The sequence below is a fragment of the Amycolatopsis sp. NPDC058278 genome (assembly GCF_042881395.1).
Lineage (GTDB): Bacteria > Actinomycetota > Actinomycetes > Mycobacteriales > Pseudonocardiaceae > Amycolatopsis.
On the sequence record NZ_JBHVXZ010000074.1, the window covers coordinates 33718 to 49459 of the forward strand.

The following is a 15742-nucleotide window of genomic DNA, read 5'->3' on the forward strand; positions in this document are numbered from 1 at the left end:
CCGGACCGGGTTCGATCATGCCGCAGCGGCCCAGACGGCGGCGGCCACCGGCTCGCCCACGAGCGCCTTCACCGTCCGGGGTTCGGGTTGAAGACGGGGTGGAAGCTTTCCGGCGGGGCGAGGTAGGTGGCCGGCAGCCCGCCGGTGTCGATGACGATCTGGTCGACGGCGTTCGCCGGGTCGACCATCCACAGCTTGAGGACGTGCTCGCCCGGCCGGTCCACGGTGATGCTCGTGGTCAGTTTCTCGATGCCCTCGACCACGTTGCGCGACCACGCGGCGGTGGCGGAGGTGACCCCCGTTCCCTTGAGCAGGATCGGGGTGCCGGAATCGAGGCCGATGGCGAGCCGGCGGGTGCCGCGCTCGTCCAGCGACGGCAGCCGGTACACGGTGACCGGGAAGGTGCCGGCCGTGGCGAAGCGGACGTTGTACTGGAGCTCGGGCGCCACCGTGCGGCTGTCGCCGTCAAGGCGTGCCGTGGTGAACGGCGCACCGATGACGGCCGCGCCGGAGCGGCCGAGGCCGGGAACCGTCTGCCAGGTCGCCCCGGACCGCGGCACCAGCCGGTCGTAGTGCTCGGCTTCGATCGACACGTAGCCGTGTGCCTCGACGAACCCGATCGCCGCCGCCCGGCCCTGCTCGCCGTCGTTGGCGACCTGCAGCGGCACGGTCACCGTGGTACCCGCGCCGGTGATGCGCACCTGCGGGCTGCTCACGCCCGACGGGGCCGCGGCCCAGTCGACGCTGACCCAGAGCCGCGCCTGGTCCGGGGTCGTCCCTGCCCTGGTGCTGACCTGCACCCAGGGGTCGCTGGGGGACGCCTGCCAGGACAGCGGGGCGAACCCGGTGTTGAAGATGTCGATGAAGCGCGTGGCTCGGGTGTACGAGGAGAACGTCAGGGGCCGGGCGACGCCGGTTTCGTTGCCCTCGGCGGCCACCCCGAGACCCACGGCACTCGTCGGCGTGCGTCTGGTCACGGCGGGCACCCTTGGGGCCTTGGGGACGTTGGCCGGATACGGGTTGATGATCTCCTTCCACTTGCCCCCGGCGATCGTGGTGTTGTAGCGGCGGGTCAGCGCCTCCTCGTCGGCCTGGGCCCGCTCGGCGAGGCCGGCGAAGACGTTCACCCCGGCCCCGCGGCCCTGCTTGACGGCGAGCGCGTTGCGGTCGGCGCAGACGAACTTCAGGTTCATCAGGTACGCGCCGGTCAACGGATACAGCAGCAGCTCGAAGAAGGCGTCCTGGTAGGACGACGGCAGCTGCCGTCCGACCGCCTCGGCGCGGCCGATCAGGCTCTGGTACGCCGCCATCCGCCGATCCGCCTCGTCGCCGTGGTGGACGAGGGAGAAGACCCCGCTCTGGATGAACTCGGGGCGCAGCGCCGCGGCCAGCTCGTAGTAGCCCTGCCGGATCTCGGCGATCTCCCGGGCGTGCGCCGCGCCGAACTGGCGACCGGCCCATTCGGCCAGCCGGGGTTGCACGTCCTCCGCGCGCCACCGGTCGATGTCCCAGGCGAGCGCCATCGCGAACGACAGCCCGGTCTCCTGCGACTTCAGGTCGCCCACGTTGACGATCCAGGTGTGGCGGACCCCGTTGTCGTACGCCCGGCGCAGCTCCTGCCAGATCTTGGCCGGCGCCGTCGTGTCCAGCCACAGGTAGCTCTTCGGCGATCCCCAGTAGGAAATGTGGTAGTACAGGCCGTTGCCGCCGGACCGCTGCCGCTCGGCCGCCGTGGGCAGCTGCCGCATGTTGCCGTGGTTGTCGTCCGGCCAGATCAGCGTCACGTCCTCGGGCACCCGCACCCCGGCGTTGTAGAGGTCGAGCACCTCCTTGTACGGGATGAAGATCTGCGGCACGGCACCGGCCGCCGGGCTGACCTCTTCGGCCAGGATCCGGCGCTGCTGGGTGATGATGTCGTTCATCACCGCGACCCGCTCGGCCGTGGTCTTGGCGTTCTTGGTGACCAGGCCCGAATCGTGGATGCCGCGCATACCGACCGTCCAGACGCTTTCGTACCGGGCGTTGGCTTTCGCCCGCGCGCGCCAGTAGTCCAGGATCGTCTGCGGGTTGACCGTGTAGTCGTATTCCGGGAGGCTGCCGTCCGGGTTGCGGTGCGCCTCCGCCCACGGCTGCCACTCGTACACGTTGTTGCGCAGCAACGCCTCCGGGTGGCTGGAGCCGACGACGACGCCGTACTCGTCGGCCAGGCGCGGGTTGTCCGGGTACTTGTTGAAGTGGTCCGACTCGGGGTGCATGGCCGGCCACAGGTAGTTCGCCTTGAGCCGCAACATCAGCTCGAAGATCCGGGTGTAGGTCACCGGCCCGATGTGCTTGCCGGGCTCTTCCGTCCGATACGCCCACTGCGAGAGGTTGTCTTCGTCGTTGAGGAAGATGCCGCGGTACCGGATCGCCGGCTCACGCCGCTTCTCCGTGGCCAGAGGGAGGGTCACGGTGTCGCGGCGCGGGACCGGCACGTCAGCCCACCAGTACCACGGCGAGACGCCGATGCGCTCGGACAGGTCGTAAACGCCGTAGACGGTGCCGCGCCGGTCGCTGCCGGCGATGACCAGCGCACGGTCGACCCCGGCGATCGGCGCGTCGACGACCTGGGTCACCGAGGCCTCCCAGCGCCCGGCGACCTCGGAGACGTCGAGGCGACCGGACGCGACGAGCTTGTCGATGACCGGGCTGTGCCCGATCGTGCCGATCAGCACCGCCGTGCGGGACAGCCCGGCGGTGCGGTTCGTCAGGATGGGAAGGACGCCACTGACCCGCTCGATGTCCGCTTGCAGGTCGCCCGCCACGCGGCGGACGGCCACGTCGTCGGCCGCGTCCACGAACACGTCGGCGGCAACGCCGCCCACGACCAGTGGGAAGCCGTCGCCTGCGGCGGAGGCCGGCTCGGCGGTGAGCAAGGCCGCGGCGGCCGGGGTCAGCGGCAGCGCCCCGACGGCGGCCAGCCCCCGCAGGAACGACCGGCGGGATGGCACGAAGGCGTCGTCATCCGGATGCCCCGGCGGCTTGGCGATCACGGGACTGTCCCCTTCCACGTGGCGGCTCGGCGGCGCATGGTTCCCTGGAAATAGAACCGCACGGCGGAGAACGTGGCAAGGCTCTCGCGCCGGGTTTCCGTGAACGTTCAGCGCGCCGACTTCGAATTCGTCGAAGCGTTGCCGGCCATGCCTGTGAAAGCGCTATCATAGTCGAGCTTTGAACCAGCGAGCGTCAGTCTTGCGTTTTTGTCGTCGATCAAGGGAGATCGGATGACCACGCACGGAACGAAGTTCACGGTGAACGAAGGGCCGGAAACCGGATCGCCTCCGTTGGGACGCCGCAGCGTGCTGCTCGGCGCCGCTGCGGGCGTGGGCGCGCTCGCGTTGGGCGCGGGGGCCGCCACCCAGGCGATGGCCGCCGTGTTCCCGGCACGGCCCGCCGCGGCTGCCTTCTTCAAAGGCGCCGACATCAGCTGGGCACCGCAGATGGAAGCCCACGGCTACACCTGGAAGAACTCCAGCGGGCAGAGCCAGGACCTGCTGACCATCCTCAAGGGCTACGGCATCAACGCGATCCGGCTGCGCACCTTCGTCAACCCCTCGGGCAGCGCCACCGACGGCCACTGCAGCATCACCGAGGTCGCCGCGCTGGCCAAACGGGTCAAGGCCGCCGGTATGTCGATCATGCTGGACTACATGTTCGGCGACACCTGGAACTCCGTCGGCGTGCAGAACCCGCCCGCGGCGTGGAAGAACATGAGCTACAGCCAGCTGCTCAGCGCGATGAACTCCTACGTCGGCCAGACCATGAACGTCATGAAGAGCAACGACGTCCTGCCCACCTGGGTGCAGATCGGCAACGAGATCAACAGCGGCATCTGCCGTCCCGTCGGCAGCGTCTCCAACGGCGCCCAGATGACCGGCCTGCTCAACGCCGCCTACAACCAGGTCAAACAGGTGTCCCCGAGCACCACCGTGTGCATCCACCTCGCCCAGCCGCAGAAGTGGGACTCGATGCAGACCTTCTTCAGCCGCTACGCCGGAAACGGCGGCAAGTGGGACATGTCCGTCTTCTCCTCCTACGGCAGCGCCGACCTGGCCGCCGGCATCGTGGCGAACATGAAGAAGATCTCCGACCAGTACGGGAAACCATTCCTGCAGAGCGAGTTCGGCGGCCCGGTGAGCAAGGTTTCGTCCACCAAGGCTTCGCTGGTGGCCTACCTCAGCGCGCTCAAGAGCACCGGCGGGCAGGGCCTCTTCTACTGGGAGCCGGAGGGGTACTCGCCGTTCACCGGCTACGCCAACGTCGCCTGGGACGCCGCCACCCGCATGCCCACCGCGATCATGGACGGCTTCCGGTAGCCCCTGGCGAGACGCCACTTCTGCCCGGGAGGCACGATGCTCGTCCCCGCCGTCAGTGTCCTGCTCGCCCTGTCCGCCCTCCCCGGCTCGCCCGGCACGATGGACGCCGTCGACTACTCCTTCAACGTTCCGCCCGGCGACTACGAGGTCACGTTGACCTTGGGCAGTGCTACCCAGGCCGCGCAGACCGCTGTCCAGGTGGAGGCGCGCCGCACCGTGCTCGCGCCCGTGAGCACCCGCGCCGGCGAGTTCCGCCGGGAGGTGCCGGCGGTGAACGTGCGCAGCCCGGAAAGCATGCCCACCGGCGAAGAAGGGACGGGGACGCCCGGCTTGCAGGTCCACCTCACCGGAGCCCGTCCGGCCGCGGCGAACGTATCCGTCGCACCCGCGCGCCGGCCACGGCTGTTCGTGGTGAGCGACTCGACCGCGTCGGACTGGCTCCAGGGCCCGAAGCGGGGCTGGGCGCAGGAACTGCCCCAGCTGCTGCGGCCGGGGATCGTGGTCGCCAACTACGCCGACGGCGTCCGCGAGCGTGGCGGGCTGCCGGTCCTGGTCACCCCGCCGGTGCGGCACCAGTTCGGTCCGGACGGGAAGCTCACGCCGACCGGCCTGATCGTCAACAACCTCGGCGTCGACCTGCCCGCAGTGATCCGCGGCCTCGCCGGCAAGCTGCACGTGCCGCTGATCGACCTCACCGCCCGCAGCCAGGCGCTGCTGGAGCGGCTGGGCGAAACCGCGTCCTGGCCCTTGTACCTGACGGTCCAGCACGACGGTGTCCAGGACTACGCGCACTTCTCCGAATACGGAGGAGCAGTCATGGCCGGCCTCGTCACCAAGGGCATGGCCGACGCTCAGCTGCCCGCCGCCGCGTTCCTGCGCTGACCGCCAGAAGGAGACCGCCTTGCGAAAACTCGTTCTCACGATCGCAACACTGATCGCCGCGCCGATGTTGACGGGCGCCGTGCCGGCAGTCGCTTCGCTCCACGAGACTGCCGCACCGAGTTGCGCGGCCCGCCCGGCAGGGTCGAACGCGACGGCAGCGGCCACGGTCAAGGTGTGGCTCGCCGGTGACTCGACCATGGCGGATCCGAAGTCGTCCTGCCCGGTCGGCTGGGGCAACAGGTTCGACCCGCTGTTCAACGACCAGGTGACCGTGGTCAACAAAGCCGTGTCGGGCCGCAGCATCCAAACGTGGCTCTACGAGTCGAACGTGACCCGCACCAAGAACTCCGCCGGTGAATGCGTGGTGAGCCCGAACACCTACGCCCAACGCTGGCTGGACATGCTCGATCCCACGAACGGGATGCAACCCGGCGACTACCTGTTGATCCAGTTCGGCATCAACGACAGCGACCCGAACTGCCCACGACACGTCGGCCCAGCCCGCTACCAGAGCCTGCTCACCACGATGGCCGACGCGGCGAAGAGCCGAGGTGCCCACCCGGTCCTGCTGACCCCGGTCGCGGCCATCACGTGCAGCGGAAGCACGGCGGTCGGAAACCGGGGATTCCTCTCCCCGACCACGGCAGCGGGCGCCGCCACCGGAGCGCCCGTGATCGATCTGCACAAGCTGAGCTACGCCCTCTACAACACGCTCAAGCTGTGTCCCAACAACGGCGACTACACCAGAGGCGCCGTGGGCGCGTTCTTCTGCAACGACCACACGCACTTCGAAGCTGCGGGCGCGGATCAGATCGCGCGGGTCGTGGCGAAGGGGCTGCGCGACCAGAAGATCGGCCTCGCCGACTACCTCAAGTAGTCACTGGTTCGACGCTTACCCACCCCACACCCGAGGAGTCATCCATGACCATGCAACGACGGAAGTTCCTCAGGCTGACCGCCGTCGGCGCGGCGGGCGCGGGCCTCACCCTGCTCGACTGGGCCCGCTGGACCATGTACGGCGACACCGCAGCACGAGACCGCCTCGCGGCCGACGCGTCCGGTACCAAGACCAAGTGGGAAGCCCAACTGGGCTGACCCGTCCGTGGGCGCCGCACCGCACTCGCTCACCGGTGAGAACACCTCCACCGGCGAACAGGTCTGCTTCGGGCTCAGCCAGGGCAACGACCCGACCCGGTGGCGGCAGCTCAACGGCGGGAAGCCGGTGCTGACCTCGACCGTGGGAACCCGCGAGGAGCTGACGGTGAGCAGCACAGTCGCGACCACGGCCATGGTCCACGCCGTCCGGCGGTCGGTCCGCCTGGCCACCGGGTAGAACGCGACGATGCACGCCGTGTCGACGGCGACGGTGTGCGGCGGAATCACCGGCAGCACGCCACCGAGCACCGCGGTCCACAGGCGGCGCTCCGCGGCCGGAACCGGTCTACCATGGCGCGATGGCGACTGGGGAGCACGCGTTCGGCATACCGACTCGGCGTCGTCTGCCGTCTTCTTCGCCGCCGCCCTCGCCGTCGGCCGGGCCTGCTGTCGCCGAGCGCGACAGCGGGTTGCCCGCCGGCCCTCCGGATCCGGAGGCCGCCGCGCCGGGACTGCGGCGGCTGCGGGCCGGCGGGCGGCGCTGGACGTTCGCGCTGCTGACCGCCGCTGCCCTGATCGGGGGGTGCTTCGCGGTGCAGAACGAGCTGGACCGGGCCGCCGAACTGTTGCTGCGCACGGGCGTGCACAGTGACGGCACCGTTCTCACTGTCTGGCACAAGCCGAAGGCCGGGACGTACATCGAGGTCGGTTACGTGTTGGGCGGCGCCCCGAAGCGGGTCTGGATCGACAAGACTTCCGAGCGCCGTTACGCGGTCGGCGACCACGTCCTGGTCGCGACCGACCCCGTCCGGCCGGCCGGGTCCGCACCTCCGACGAACCCAACGAGGACCGGGCCACGGGCAGCGCCGGCATCTTGATGCTCATCGCCGGGGTCGTGCTGTTCCCGGTCGCGGTGTTCCGCCGGATCCGCTGGGCCCGGCGCCTGGCCGCCGCCCGCCGCACGGGCTGGTACCCGGCGGAGGTCACGATCGCCCCGCACCGGCGCCTGACCGCCGCCGACCACCGCCCGCCGGACCTGCGGATCAGCTACCGCGACGGGAACACCATCGACGCCCGCGGCGCGCATGCGTATGGCGTTGCCGCGCTGGCCGACCGGCCGCGCCGGGAGGTTCGGGTAGCGGGGACTGGTGAGAATCTGGCTCTGCTGTTTCCGGCTGGGGTCAAGGGGAAGCGGCCTTACCTGGTCCCCGCCGAGGCCGTGACCGACCGGTGACCCGGGCCTCACCCCTTGCCTTTTGGCTTTATAGCCGTCCCAGAACAGGGCACGGTGGCGAAGGTTGTCCCGCCACCGACCGTGCAACGGACCGAGACGGTGGGCAGTGGGTTTGAAGAGCGCTTGCCGCATCGAGGCGACGACGAACTGAAAAGAAGGCGTGTCGCAGCGGCCATCACCCGACTGGGACAATCTCCTTGAACCTTTCAACCCCGTGGTGCCTCGAGCTGCAGCCGAAGGGGAGCAATCCGAACCCTGGCCAACTCCACGTCGAGCATCCGCCCGGCTGATCGGTGACCGTGACGGCAACCAGCGATGTCCGGCGACGCTGCCAGCGGACGGAGCCGTGTGATCTTCCGCGGGCGCTGGATGGTGGATCACTTGCGGTGTAAGGCAAAAGGGTTGAACGCCGACTGGCCCGATCGACAGACTGTGCGGGGTCAGAGCACAGCCGACGGCGAAGAGGAGAGCAATATGCGGAAAATCACGATCGCGGCGGCCACCGTTGCGCTCGGGTTGTCCGGCGTCGCGATGGCGGGGACGGCTGTCGCGGCGCCGCCCGGTGCTGCGGGGACGGTCACGCCGAACAGCGCAGCCTGCGGCCACAACGGCCCGAACCGCGACCCGAACACCGGGCACGCGACGACGGCGGCGAATATCCGCAACGGCACGTCCACCAGCTGCCCGGCGGTCGGTGCCGCGCAACCCGGCGACGTTCTGGACTACTACTGCTGGACCAGTGCGGGCAGCTACACCTGGACGTTTGTCAGGGACACCCGGACCGGGACGATCGGCTGGATCCGCGACGACCTGCTTTCCGGCAACGGGAGCAACTATTCGTGCGGCTTCTGACCGGCTGACCGGTGGGGTGGCGGTCTTGGTGCTCGTCACCCCACCGGGCCCCGCAGCAGTGCGAGGCCCATGTCGGTCGTGCGGTGCACGACTGCGGCGCCGTCGCGAGTGCTGGTGATCAGCCCGCACGCGCGCAAGACCGTGGCCTGTTTGGATGCGGTGCCGACCGAGACGCCGAGCCGGTGCGCCAGTGCGCTGGTCGAGTGCGGAGCGAGCAGGACGTGCAGGCACTCGGCGCGGGTTCGGGTGATGAGCCGGTCGAGGCCTCCCGTGGCGACCGAGTGTGGTGCGGCGGCGCCGACCGGATAGACGAGCACCGGCGGCAGCTCCTGGTCGATGAGCGTGATGGGGGTGCCAGTGGTGAAGTACGACGGCACCAGCGTCAAACCCCGGCCGCGCAAGCGCACGGCCCGGTCGCGCGGGTAGCGCACCACCAGCGTGCTGCCGTCCCAGCTCGTCACGCCGGGCAATGTCGTCAGCAGGTGTTCGACGCCGTGCGTGCCGACGATTTCGGTGCGCTTCGCCCGATCCGTGGCAACGAGGTGACGCACTCGGTCCCACTCCGGGGCGACGAGGTATCGATGTCCTCTTCGGACAGACGCCGCGACGCGCGCCACCTGGCCGCGGTCGCCGGCGGCGAGGAGCTTGGCCCAGCCCGGCGCCGGCCGGTCGGCGAAGGCGGCGGCCACGTCCGCGCTGAGGACGCTGCGGGTGGTGCGAAGGATCGCCTCGCAGCCATCGTCGAGGTCGGCGGTAGTGGGCGAGGGGGTCAAGAAGTCGGGGAAATCGCCGTGAGGTGGCACGAGCGCACGCAAGAACGCAATATCGTCGAGCGCGGAATCGTCCGGTCTGACCCGTAGACGCCATTTCGCGTAGCCGGGGCCGTGGACCAAGGCCACGCTGGAAACGACTTCCCATAACGGGTCGGGCGCTGTTGCCAGGCGCACGCGTTGCAGGTCTACTCGCTCGAACACCAACCGCAATGCCATGGTTCCCTCCCCGGAGCCGACATCCAGGCTGCACCAGCGTCGCCGCGGAAGGCAAGCGCTCACCGGGTGTATCTACTTCGTGTCATGCAACTGACCAGTCTCCTCACCGCCGATAATCGCGCGATCGATGACGCGAAAACGACCCATGCCCTTTCCGTGCTGCGCGCCGCGGAAGCTGGACCACTACGGCAATATCCACTGAAGAGCGTACTCGGCGAACCGTCAGCAAGGATCCACAGCTTTTCTGCGGACGTTTGACGTATCACGCTCACCATTGTGCAGCGGGATCCGGGTGTCCTGCTGAGCAACAGCCTGGTCAGCCGCTTTGACGCCCGCTCGGTGGTGGACCACGTCCGGTCGGTCCTGGCCACTACGAGCGGATGGCGAGGGCGGTACCCTGGCCTCGCTCCATGTTCGGGGAAGTGAGCGCTCGACTGCCGACGGTCGCTGGCGAACGCGTCCTTGCCACGGAGATCCCGTTCTCCTCCTCCCGGCCGGATCGAGCGGCACACTCCGGGGAGCGTGACCGCAGTCGAGGAGGAAGTGCCGAGCGGGCTCAACCAGCTGGCGCGGCGGACTCTTGTTCCACCGCCGGCACTTCTCCGCTCCAGCGACAACGTCAAGGAGTGGGTCGAATTCCTGCGCAAGCTGGGAGTGCGCGACGAGCTGCCGGTTCGCCGCGGGCGGGAATCGCGGGAGCTGGACGGCAACCGCCTCTCGCGAGACCGCCTGGTGCTGAATGAATCCGTGCCCCCTGGGATCCAGACAGCGCGGAAGGCGCGTCTGTCAGACCGGTCGTGCGCGCAATTCCCCGAGACCCCGTACCTGACCCGGACGCTCAACAGCTGACTTCCCGGGCTTCGGCGCGGCCTGGCCGGTCGCGTTGTCCTGGGCACTGGTTGACCAGCAGGAACACGGCGTCTTCGTTCTTCTCCTGATGGGCGGTGCTGCCCACGACCGAGGCGAACGACTCTTCCCCTGGCCGCCGACCGGCGCTCCCCACTCGGGTTCCGCTTCCTGCTCGGCCGCGTCCGGCCGCTCGAGCGCCTCTGACTGCGCGGCGAATGTCACGGCGGTCCTTTCACCCCGTTTCCGCTTGCGGCTCACCGGCATGCGTCACCTCCTCTCGCCGTCGAACCGCCGAAGCTCCGGCACGATGCCCTCCAGGCTGCGCCGGTCGCCGGTCGCGCCCATGCATCGCGGCCCTGCCGCGGCCGGCCAATTCCCCGGCGGCCGAGGCCAGACCGGTACCGGCCGGAGTCGTCATCGGGGACGAGCCGGTCAGCCTGCCGTTCGGGTCGGTCATGGCACGGCTTCCTCGCGGTCCGGAAACGAGATCCCGACCTGGCAGAACCTACTGATCGAAAGGCCGGAACACCCGGCCGGCCGGCCACCGGGACTGCCGAGCACAGGGAAACCCTTCACCAACGGGCGCGGCCGCTCCGCCGACACTTACGCCGAAGCGAGCACGAGACCGAGCGGCACCCCGCGAGCCAGGTGGCCCACAGCCGGCCGCTCGCATCGTGACCATGACCCACACCCACGACGACCCGATCGTCGCGGAGATCCAGAAGCGCGTGAACCGCGAGCGCTACGAAGCACTGCAGGACAAAGTGCTGTCCGTCGTGCCCGACAAGGCACGCGCGGAATTGCTGGCGATCATGGGATCACCCTGCTGGTCGGCGTCCAGCAGTGGCCCACCGAGGTCCGCAGCGCCCTAGCTTGAACGCCCCTGCGTCGCGCCGGAACCGGTCAGCGCCAGTCGGGGGCGCCTGCAACAGGCGCCAGAAGTGTCTCGATCTTCGCCCGAACCTCCCGCATGATCGACACGATGGGGGATTCGTGGTCCGCGGTCAGCCTGGCCGGCGGAACCGGGCAGCTGATCGCGTCGGTCGCGGGGCTGTCGTAGCGCAACGCGAAGCCGAAGCCCGCTATCCCCGGCACCGTCTCGCGATGGGGCTGACCTGGGGCTGCCACTCCAACAACCACTTCGACATCTCGCTGGCCATGGTCACCCACTGCGGTGCCGCGGCGCCGGGTGAGTACAACGCACTCGACACGCACTGGATCCGGCAGGAAGGCCGCGAGCGGCTCACCAGCGCCCCGCCCCGCATCGTCGGCGGCAAGATCGCCGTTCCCGACTCCCCCGGCCTGGGCATCCAGCTCGACCGGGACCGGCTGCTCGCGGCCCATGAGCTCTACCAAGAGAAGGCATTGGGCGCTCGCGACGACACCATCGCCATGCGCTACCTCGTTCCCGGCTGGGAATTCGACAGCAAACGCCCCTGCCTGGGGCGCTAGGGCGTGGCTTCAAAGCCGGAGGAGCAGGTGGCCAGGTCGAAGGCCGGTGGGCGGCCATCGGCCCGGTTCGACGACGGAGCCGAAGGCATCCACATCGACACCGCACGGCGCGACAGACCTCCGGACTGGTCCACAAGGGACATAGACGAACGCGAAGGCACCTGCGAGGTGCCACGAAGACACCCTGCGAGACCGGTGTGTTCAGCGGGACCGCCGAACACACCGGTCGCCGGGCCTGCCGGGGCGGAACAGCTGCCCCGCCGGCCCGGCGACACATGAACCGAGCCGCTCTTTGTTAACGCTAACACTCAACGCCCTCATCGGCCGAGTGTGAGCACTGCCTGGATGCGAGGATCTTCGACGACCGCACCCCTGTCGTCAAGGAAATCAACAGTTTCGACGACTATTGACGAGCCGAGTCCGATCTTGCGATAGTGTGCCCGACCGCCCTCATCGGTTCGCTTTCGCGCTGCTCGCACCCCGAACCGGAGGGCTCCATGGCATCCCCGAAGACGCGAATGACGCGACGCACCGTCCTGCGCGCCGCCACCGCCGCACCTGCACTCGGCATCACGTTCGGCGCGCCGTCGGCGATGGCTGCCACGCCGTCGGGTGCGGCCGTCACGCCGCCGCCCGCCCGATGGGGTGTCCAGCCGTTCGAGCTCGGTGCCGTGAAGCTGCGCGACGGCGTCTTCGCGGCCAAACGCGCGCTGATGCTCGACCACGCCCGCGGCTACGACGTCAACCGGCTGCTGCAGGTCTTCCGGGCCAACGCCGGCCTGGACACCCGCGGCGCGGTAGCGCCCGGCGGCTGGGAAGGCCTCGACGGTGAGGCCAACGGCAACCTGCGCGGGCACTACACCGGGCACTTCCTGACGATGCTCGCGCAGGCTCACGCGAGTACCGGCGAGGCCGTGTTCGGCGACCGGATCCGGTACATGGTCGGCGCGCTCGCCGAGGTGCGGGACGCCCTGCGCCGCGAGCCGGCCGCACTCGTCGTCCCCGGCCGCGTCCAGGCAGCCATCGAGCAGCCCCGCGGTTCCTACCAGTACGTCGAGCTGCCACCCACCGTGCTCGGGAGCGCCGCCGAGGTCACCATCGCGGCGTGGGTGCGGCCTGCCCACGCGGACAACTGGGCCCGGGTGTTCGACTTCGGCGACAACACGACCAAGTACCTGTACCTGGCCGCGCGCAACGGTTCCGGGGTCCCGCGGTTCGCCATCACGAACGGCGGGGCCGGTCGCGAGCAGGGTATCGACGGGACGGCTCCCCTGCCCGTCGGCGAGTGGAGCCACCTCGCCGTCACGATCTCGGGCAGCACGGGAACGTTGTACGTCAACGGGTCCGTGGCCGGCACGAACACCGCGATGACGCTCAACCCGGCGGCGCTCGGGGCACTGGCGAACCACTGGCTGGGGCGCTCGCTCTACCCGGACCCGGTGTTCGCGGGCGCCTTCGGCGGGTTCGACGTCTGGTCACGGGCGCTGCCCGCCGCCGAAGTCGGTGCGCTGCAGGGCAAAGCCGGAGACGGCGATCTCGCGTCGTACGCCTTCGACACGCTCACCGACCGGACCGGGCGCTCCGGCCCCGCGGTCGTGCGCCGCACCTGGGGCGGGCCCAGCCACCCCGGGTTCCTGGCCGCCTACCCCGAGACGCAGTTCAGCACGCTGGAGTCGATGACGAGCGGGGACTACACCGTCGTCTGGGCGCCCTACTACACCGCGCACAAGATCCTGCGCGGGCTCTTCGAGGCCTACCGCGCCACCGGCGACGAGCGCGCGCTCGACCTCGCGTCCGGGATGTGCGACTGGATGTACGCGCGGCTGTCGAAACTGCCGAAGACGACGCTGCAGCGCATGTGGGGCATCTTCTCCAGCGGCGAGTTCGGCGGGATCGTCGAGGCGATCTGCGACGTCCACGCCGTCACCGGCCGCGCCGAGCACCTCGCGCTGGCGAAGCTGTTCGACCTCGACCACCTCATCGACAGCTGCGTGGCCGGCACCGACATCCTCACCGGGATGCACGCCAACCAGCACATCCCGATCCTGACCGGCCTGGTGCGGCTGTACGACGAGACCGGCGAGCAGCGCTACCTCGATGCCGCCCGCAACTTCTGGGGCATGGTGGTGCCGACGCGGATGTACGGCATCGGCGGGACGAGCCTCGGCGAGTTCTGGAAGGAGCCCGGCCGCATCGCCGGCACGCTCGGCGACACGAACGCCGAGACGTGCTGCGCCTACAACATGCTGAAGCTGAGCCGGATGCTGTACTTCCACGAACAGGACCCGCGCTACCTCGACTACTACGAGCGCGCGCTGTACAACCAGGTCCTCGGCTCCAAACAGGACAAGGCCGACGCCGAGAAGCCGCTGGCCACCTACTTCATCGGACTGAACCCCGGCCACGTCCGGGACTACACGCCGAAGGCCGGGACGACGTGCTGCGAAGGCACCGGGATGGAGAGCGCGACCAAGTACCAGGACACCGTCTACTTCCGCAGTGCCGACGACAGCACGCTCTACGTGAACCTCTACAGCCCGTCGAAGCTGTCGTGGAACGGCGTCACGATCGAGCAGCGGACGAACTTCCCGTACGAGCAGGGGTCGACGCTCGTCGTCCGCGGATCCGCGCGCTTCACGCTCCGGCTGCGGGTCCCGTCCTGGTGCCGTGACACCTTCTCGGTCAAGGTGAACGGCAAGCCTGCGGCGGGCCCGGTGCTCACCCGCACCTGGCGCGACGGGGACACGGTCGTCGTCCGGACGCCGTTCCGGCTGCGCGCCGAGCAGGCGCTCGACGACCCGAAGACGCAGACGCTGTTCTTCGGCCCGGTGAACCTGGTGGCGCGGGATCCGAGGACGACGTTCCTCGATCTCGGGCTGTACCGGAACGCCGCGCTGTCCGGGGACCTGCTCCCCTCGTTCGCGCCCGTTCCCGGCAAGCCGCTGCACTTCCGGCTCGACGACGTCGAGTTCGCGCCGTTCTTCGAAGGCACGGAGGATCCGACGCACGCGTACTTCCACCGCGCCGAGCCGACGGTGGTCTTCGGCGGCCTCGATTCAGGGGTCGCGAACCCGGCCGGGGCCGGGACGACGCTGCTCGACGACATCTGGGCGGGCGCACCGTTCGCGACCAAGGAGGCACTGGTGCGCCAGGTCCGGACCGAGGTCGACGCCTGGCGGCTCGGCAGCGCAGACGCCGCGAGGGTACTGGCCACCGCCCGGCGGGCGAACTACCTCTGCTGACCGCCGGGCTCGGCAATCCCCGTAACAGCACCGCGAACGCGGTAGCCACCGAGGGTTCCATGGCTGCCGGGTCGCCGCCTGCGACGGCCCGGCCCACCCCGAGGCACACCTCGTCGTCCGCTGGCGTTGCCGACCGATCCGGCAAGCCGGGTCACCTCGGGCGAGCAGTTCGAGCCGGGCGATACGTCGTCAGATCATCGTCAGGCCTTCGAGCGTGCGACCGAAACCGAGACGCCGGTACTCGGTGGCGACTTGGGCGCAGCCCAGGGTGGTCTTCCCGCACAGGCTCACAGTCACCGCGCCGTCGAGATGGAGTTCGATCCGACCGGCCAGCGTCCCCGCGATGCACGGTATGCCGAGCCATCAAGTCCGTCCGATCCGGGCGCACTGTCCGAGCCGGCTGTCGGCGGGCACCGTGAAGTGCGGTCATCAGGTGCGGTGGCAAAGCAGCAGGGCGCCCGTGGGCGGACTCCGTGCCATGGCCGCGAAAGGGCATGGCTTTGACTGCACCTCGGCACGCGGCGCCGAGGCCGCGTGCCGAGTCGGGATTCAGCTGCCGGCGGGAAGTTCGGTGTTGCGGCGCTGGGCCTCGTGAAGCTGGTCCTCGAGGGTGATGATGCGGCAGGCGGCATCGATGCCAGTGCCCTGGTCGACCAGTTCCCGCGCCCGGGCGGCCAGGCGCAGCTGGTGGCGGGAGTAGCGGCGGTGCCCGCCGGCTGAGCGCTGCGGGGTGATCAGGCCGGCTTCGTCGAGACTGCGCAGGAAGCCTTGGGTGGTGCCGAGCATGTCGGC

At 69.6% G+C, this 15742-nt stretch carries 16 protein-coding genes; 13 read left to right on the top strand and 3 right to left on the bottom strand.

Going from position 1 to position 15742, the window contains the following annotated elements; genetic code table 11:
- Window positions 1–68 precede the first annotated feature (68 nt).
- Window positions 69–3032, bottom strand: a complete 2964-nt coding sequence (locus tag ACFVYA_RS31865; RefSeq protein WP_387050277.1) for a glycosyl hydrolase 115 family protein — start codon at window positions 3030–3032, stop codon at window positions 69–71.
- 231 nt (window positions 3033–3263) lie between these two features.
- On the opposite strand from ACFVYA_RS31865, the gene ACFVYA_RS31870 reads away from it, so the two are divergent.
- The 8 genes from ACFVYA_RS31870 to ACFVYA_RS31905 all read left to right on the top strand — a co-directional run bounded on the left by ACFVYA_RS31870 (window position 3264) and on the right by ACFVYA_RS31905 (window position 8418).
- Window positions 3264–4355, top strand: coding sequence for a glycosyl hydrolase 53 family protein (locus tag ACFVYA_RS31870; protein ID WP_387050279.1), 1092 nt, complete (start codon window positions 3264–3266; stop codon window positions 4353–4355).
- Window positions 4356–4391: 36 nt separating this feature from the next.
- Window positions 4392–5237 (top strand): rhamnogalacturonan acetylesterase, encoded by an 846-nt coding sequence (locus ACFVYA_RS31875; RefSeq protein ID WP_387050281.1) that lies wholly within the window; start codon window positions 4392–4394, stop codon window positions 5235–5237.
- Window positions 5238–5256: 19 nt separating this feature from the next.
- On the top strand, window positions 5257–6114 hold the full coding sequence (locus tag ACFVYA_RS31880) for a GDSL-type esterase/lipase family protein (RefSeq protein ID WP_387050282.1): 858 nt from the start codon (window positions 5257–5259) through the stop codon (window positions 6112–6114).
- A gap of 44 nt (window positions 6115–6158) precedes the next feature.
- Entirely contained in the window at window positions 6159–6332 is a 174-nt protein-coding gene (locus tag ACFVYA_RS31885; RefSeq protein WP_387050284.1) for a twin-arginine translocation signal domain-containing protein, read from the top strand.
- 7 nt (window positions 6333–6339) lie between these two features.
- Complete coding sequence (locus ACFVYA_RS31890) at window positions 6340–6570, top strand: hypothetical protein (RefSeq protein ID WP_387050285.1); 231 nt, start codon at window positions 6340–6342, stop codon at window positions 6568–6570.
- A gap of 121 nt (window positions 6571–6691) precedes the next feature.
- Window positions 6692–7210 carry a hypothetical protein gene (locus ACFVYA_RS31895; RefSeq protein ID WP_387050286.1) on the top strand — a complete coding sequence of 173 codons (519 nt, stop codon included), beginning with the start codon at window positions 6692–6694 and terminating at the stop codon, window positions 7208–7210.
- Window positions 7211–7227: 17 nt separating this feature from the next.
- Window positions 7228–7566, top strand: a complete 339-nt coding sequence (locus ACFVYA_RS31900; protein ID WP_387050288.1) for a hypothetical protein — start codon at window positions 7228–7230, stop codon at window positions 7564–7566.
- A 474-nt stretch (window positions 7567–8040) separates the two neighbouring features.
- Entirely contained in the window at window positions 8041–8418 is a 378-nt protein-coding gene (locus tag ACFVYA_RS31905; RefSeq protein ID WP_387050289.1) for an SH3 domain-containing protein, read from the top strand.
- Window positions 8419–8453: 35 nt separating this feature from the next.
- Here ACFVYA_RS31905 and ACFVYA_RS31910 read toward each other — a convergent pair whose 3' ends face one another.
- Window positions 8454–9407: a DUF5937 family protein gene (locus ACFVYA_RS31910; RefSeq protein WP_387050291.1), complete on the bottom strand. Its 954-nt coding sequence runs from the start codon at window positions 9405–9407 to the stop codon at window positions 8454–8456.
- 84 nt (window positions 9408–9491) lie between these two features.
- Between ACFVYA_RS31910 and ACFVYA_RS31915 the strand changes: the two genes are divergently transcribed.
- The 5 genes from ACFVYA_RS31915 (at window position 9492) to ACFVYA_RS31935 (ending at window position 14950) form a co-directional block, all read left to right on the top strand.
- Window positions 9492–9665, top strand: coding sequence for a hypothetical protein (locus ACFVYA_RS31915; RefSeq protein ID WP_387050292.1), 174 nt, complete (start codon window positions 9492–9494; stop codon window positions 9663–9665).
- A gap of 264 nt (window positions 9666–9929) precedes the next feature.
- Window positions 9930–10256 (top strand): hypothetical protein, encoded by a 327-nt coding sequence (locus tag ACFVYA_RS31920; RefSeq protein ID WP_387050295.1) that lies wholly within the window; start codon window positions 9930–9932, stop codon window positions 10254–10256.
- 680 nt (window positions 10257–10936) lie between these two features.
- Window positions 10937–11128 (top strand): hypothetical protein, encoded by a 192-nt coding sequence (locus ACFVYA_RS31925; protein WP_387050297.1) that lies wholly within the window; start codon window positions 10937–10939, stop codon window positions 11126–11128.
- A 232-nt stretch (window positions 11129–11360) separates the two neighbouring features.
- Entirely contained in the window at window positions 11361–11708 is a 348-nt protein-coding gene (locus ACFVYA_RS31930) for an enolase C-terminal domain-like protein (RefSeq protein ID WP_387050299.1), read from the top strand.
- 518 nt (window positions 11709–12226) lie between these two features.
- A complete protein-coding gene (locus ACFVYA_RS31935; protein WP_387050300.1) occupies window positions 12227–14950 on the top strand; it encodes a beta-L-arabinofuranosidase domain-containing protein in 2724 nt (907 codons plus the stop codon).
- Between the two features lie 549 nt (window positions 14951–15499).
- Here ACFVYA_RS31935 and ACFVYA_RS31940 read toward each other — a convergent pair.
- Window positions 15500–15742, bottom strand: a 243-nt coding sequence (locus ACFVYA_RS31940; RefSeq protein WP_387050301.1) for a MerR family transcriptional regulator, incomplete at its 5' end; no start/stop codon positions are given.

What these genes read in the sequence shown, in the direction of transcription:
- ACFVYA_RS31870 (WP_387050279.1), top strand. Translation starts at nt 3,264, where the DNA reads ATGACCACGCACGGAACGAAGTTCACGGTGAACGAAGGGCCGGAAACC.
- ACFVYA_RS31875 (WP_387050281.1), top strand. Translation starts at nt 4,392, where the DNA reads ATGCTCGTCCCCGCCGTCAGTGTCCTGCTCGCCCTGTCCGCCCTCCCC.
- ACFVYA_RS31885 (WP_387050284.1), top strand. Translation starts at nt 6,159, where the DNA reads ATGACCATGCAACGACGGAAGTTCCTCAGGCTGACCGCCGTCGGCGCG.
- ACFVYA_RS31895 (WP_387050286.1), top strand. Translation starts at nt 6,692, where the DNA reads ATGGCGACTGGGGAGCACGCGTTCGGCATACCGACTCGGCGTCGTCTG.
- ACFVYA_RS31905 (WP_387050289.1), top strand. Translation starts at nt 8,041, where the DNA reads ATGCGGAAAATCACGATCGCGGCGGCCACCGTTGCGCTCGGGTTGTCC.
- ACFVYA_RS31910 (WP_387050291.1), bottom strand. Translation starts at nt 9,407, where the DNA reads ATGGCATTGCGGTTGGTGTTCGAGCGAGTAGACCTGCAACGCGTGCGC.
- ACFVYA_RS31915 (WP_387050292.1), top strand. Translation starts at nt 9,492, where the DNA reads ATGCAACTGACCAGTCTCCTCACCGCCGATAATCGCGCGATCGATGAC.
- ACFVYA_RS31925 (WP_387050297.1), top strand. Translation starts at nt 10,937, where the DNA reads ATGACCCACACCCACGACGACCCGATCGTCGCGGAGATCCAGAAGCGC.
- ACFVYA_RS31930 (WP_387050299.1), top strand. Translation starts at nt 11,361, where the DNA reads ATGGGGCTGACCTGGGGCTGCCACTCCAACAACCACTTCGACATCTCG.
- ACFVYA_RS31935 (WP_387050300.1), top strand. Translation starts at nt 12,227, where the DNA reads ATGACGCGACGCACCGTCCTGCGCGCCGCCACCGCCGCACCTGCACTC.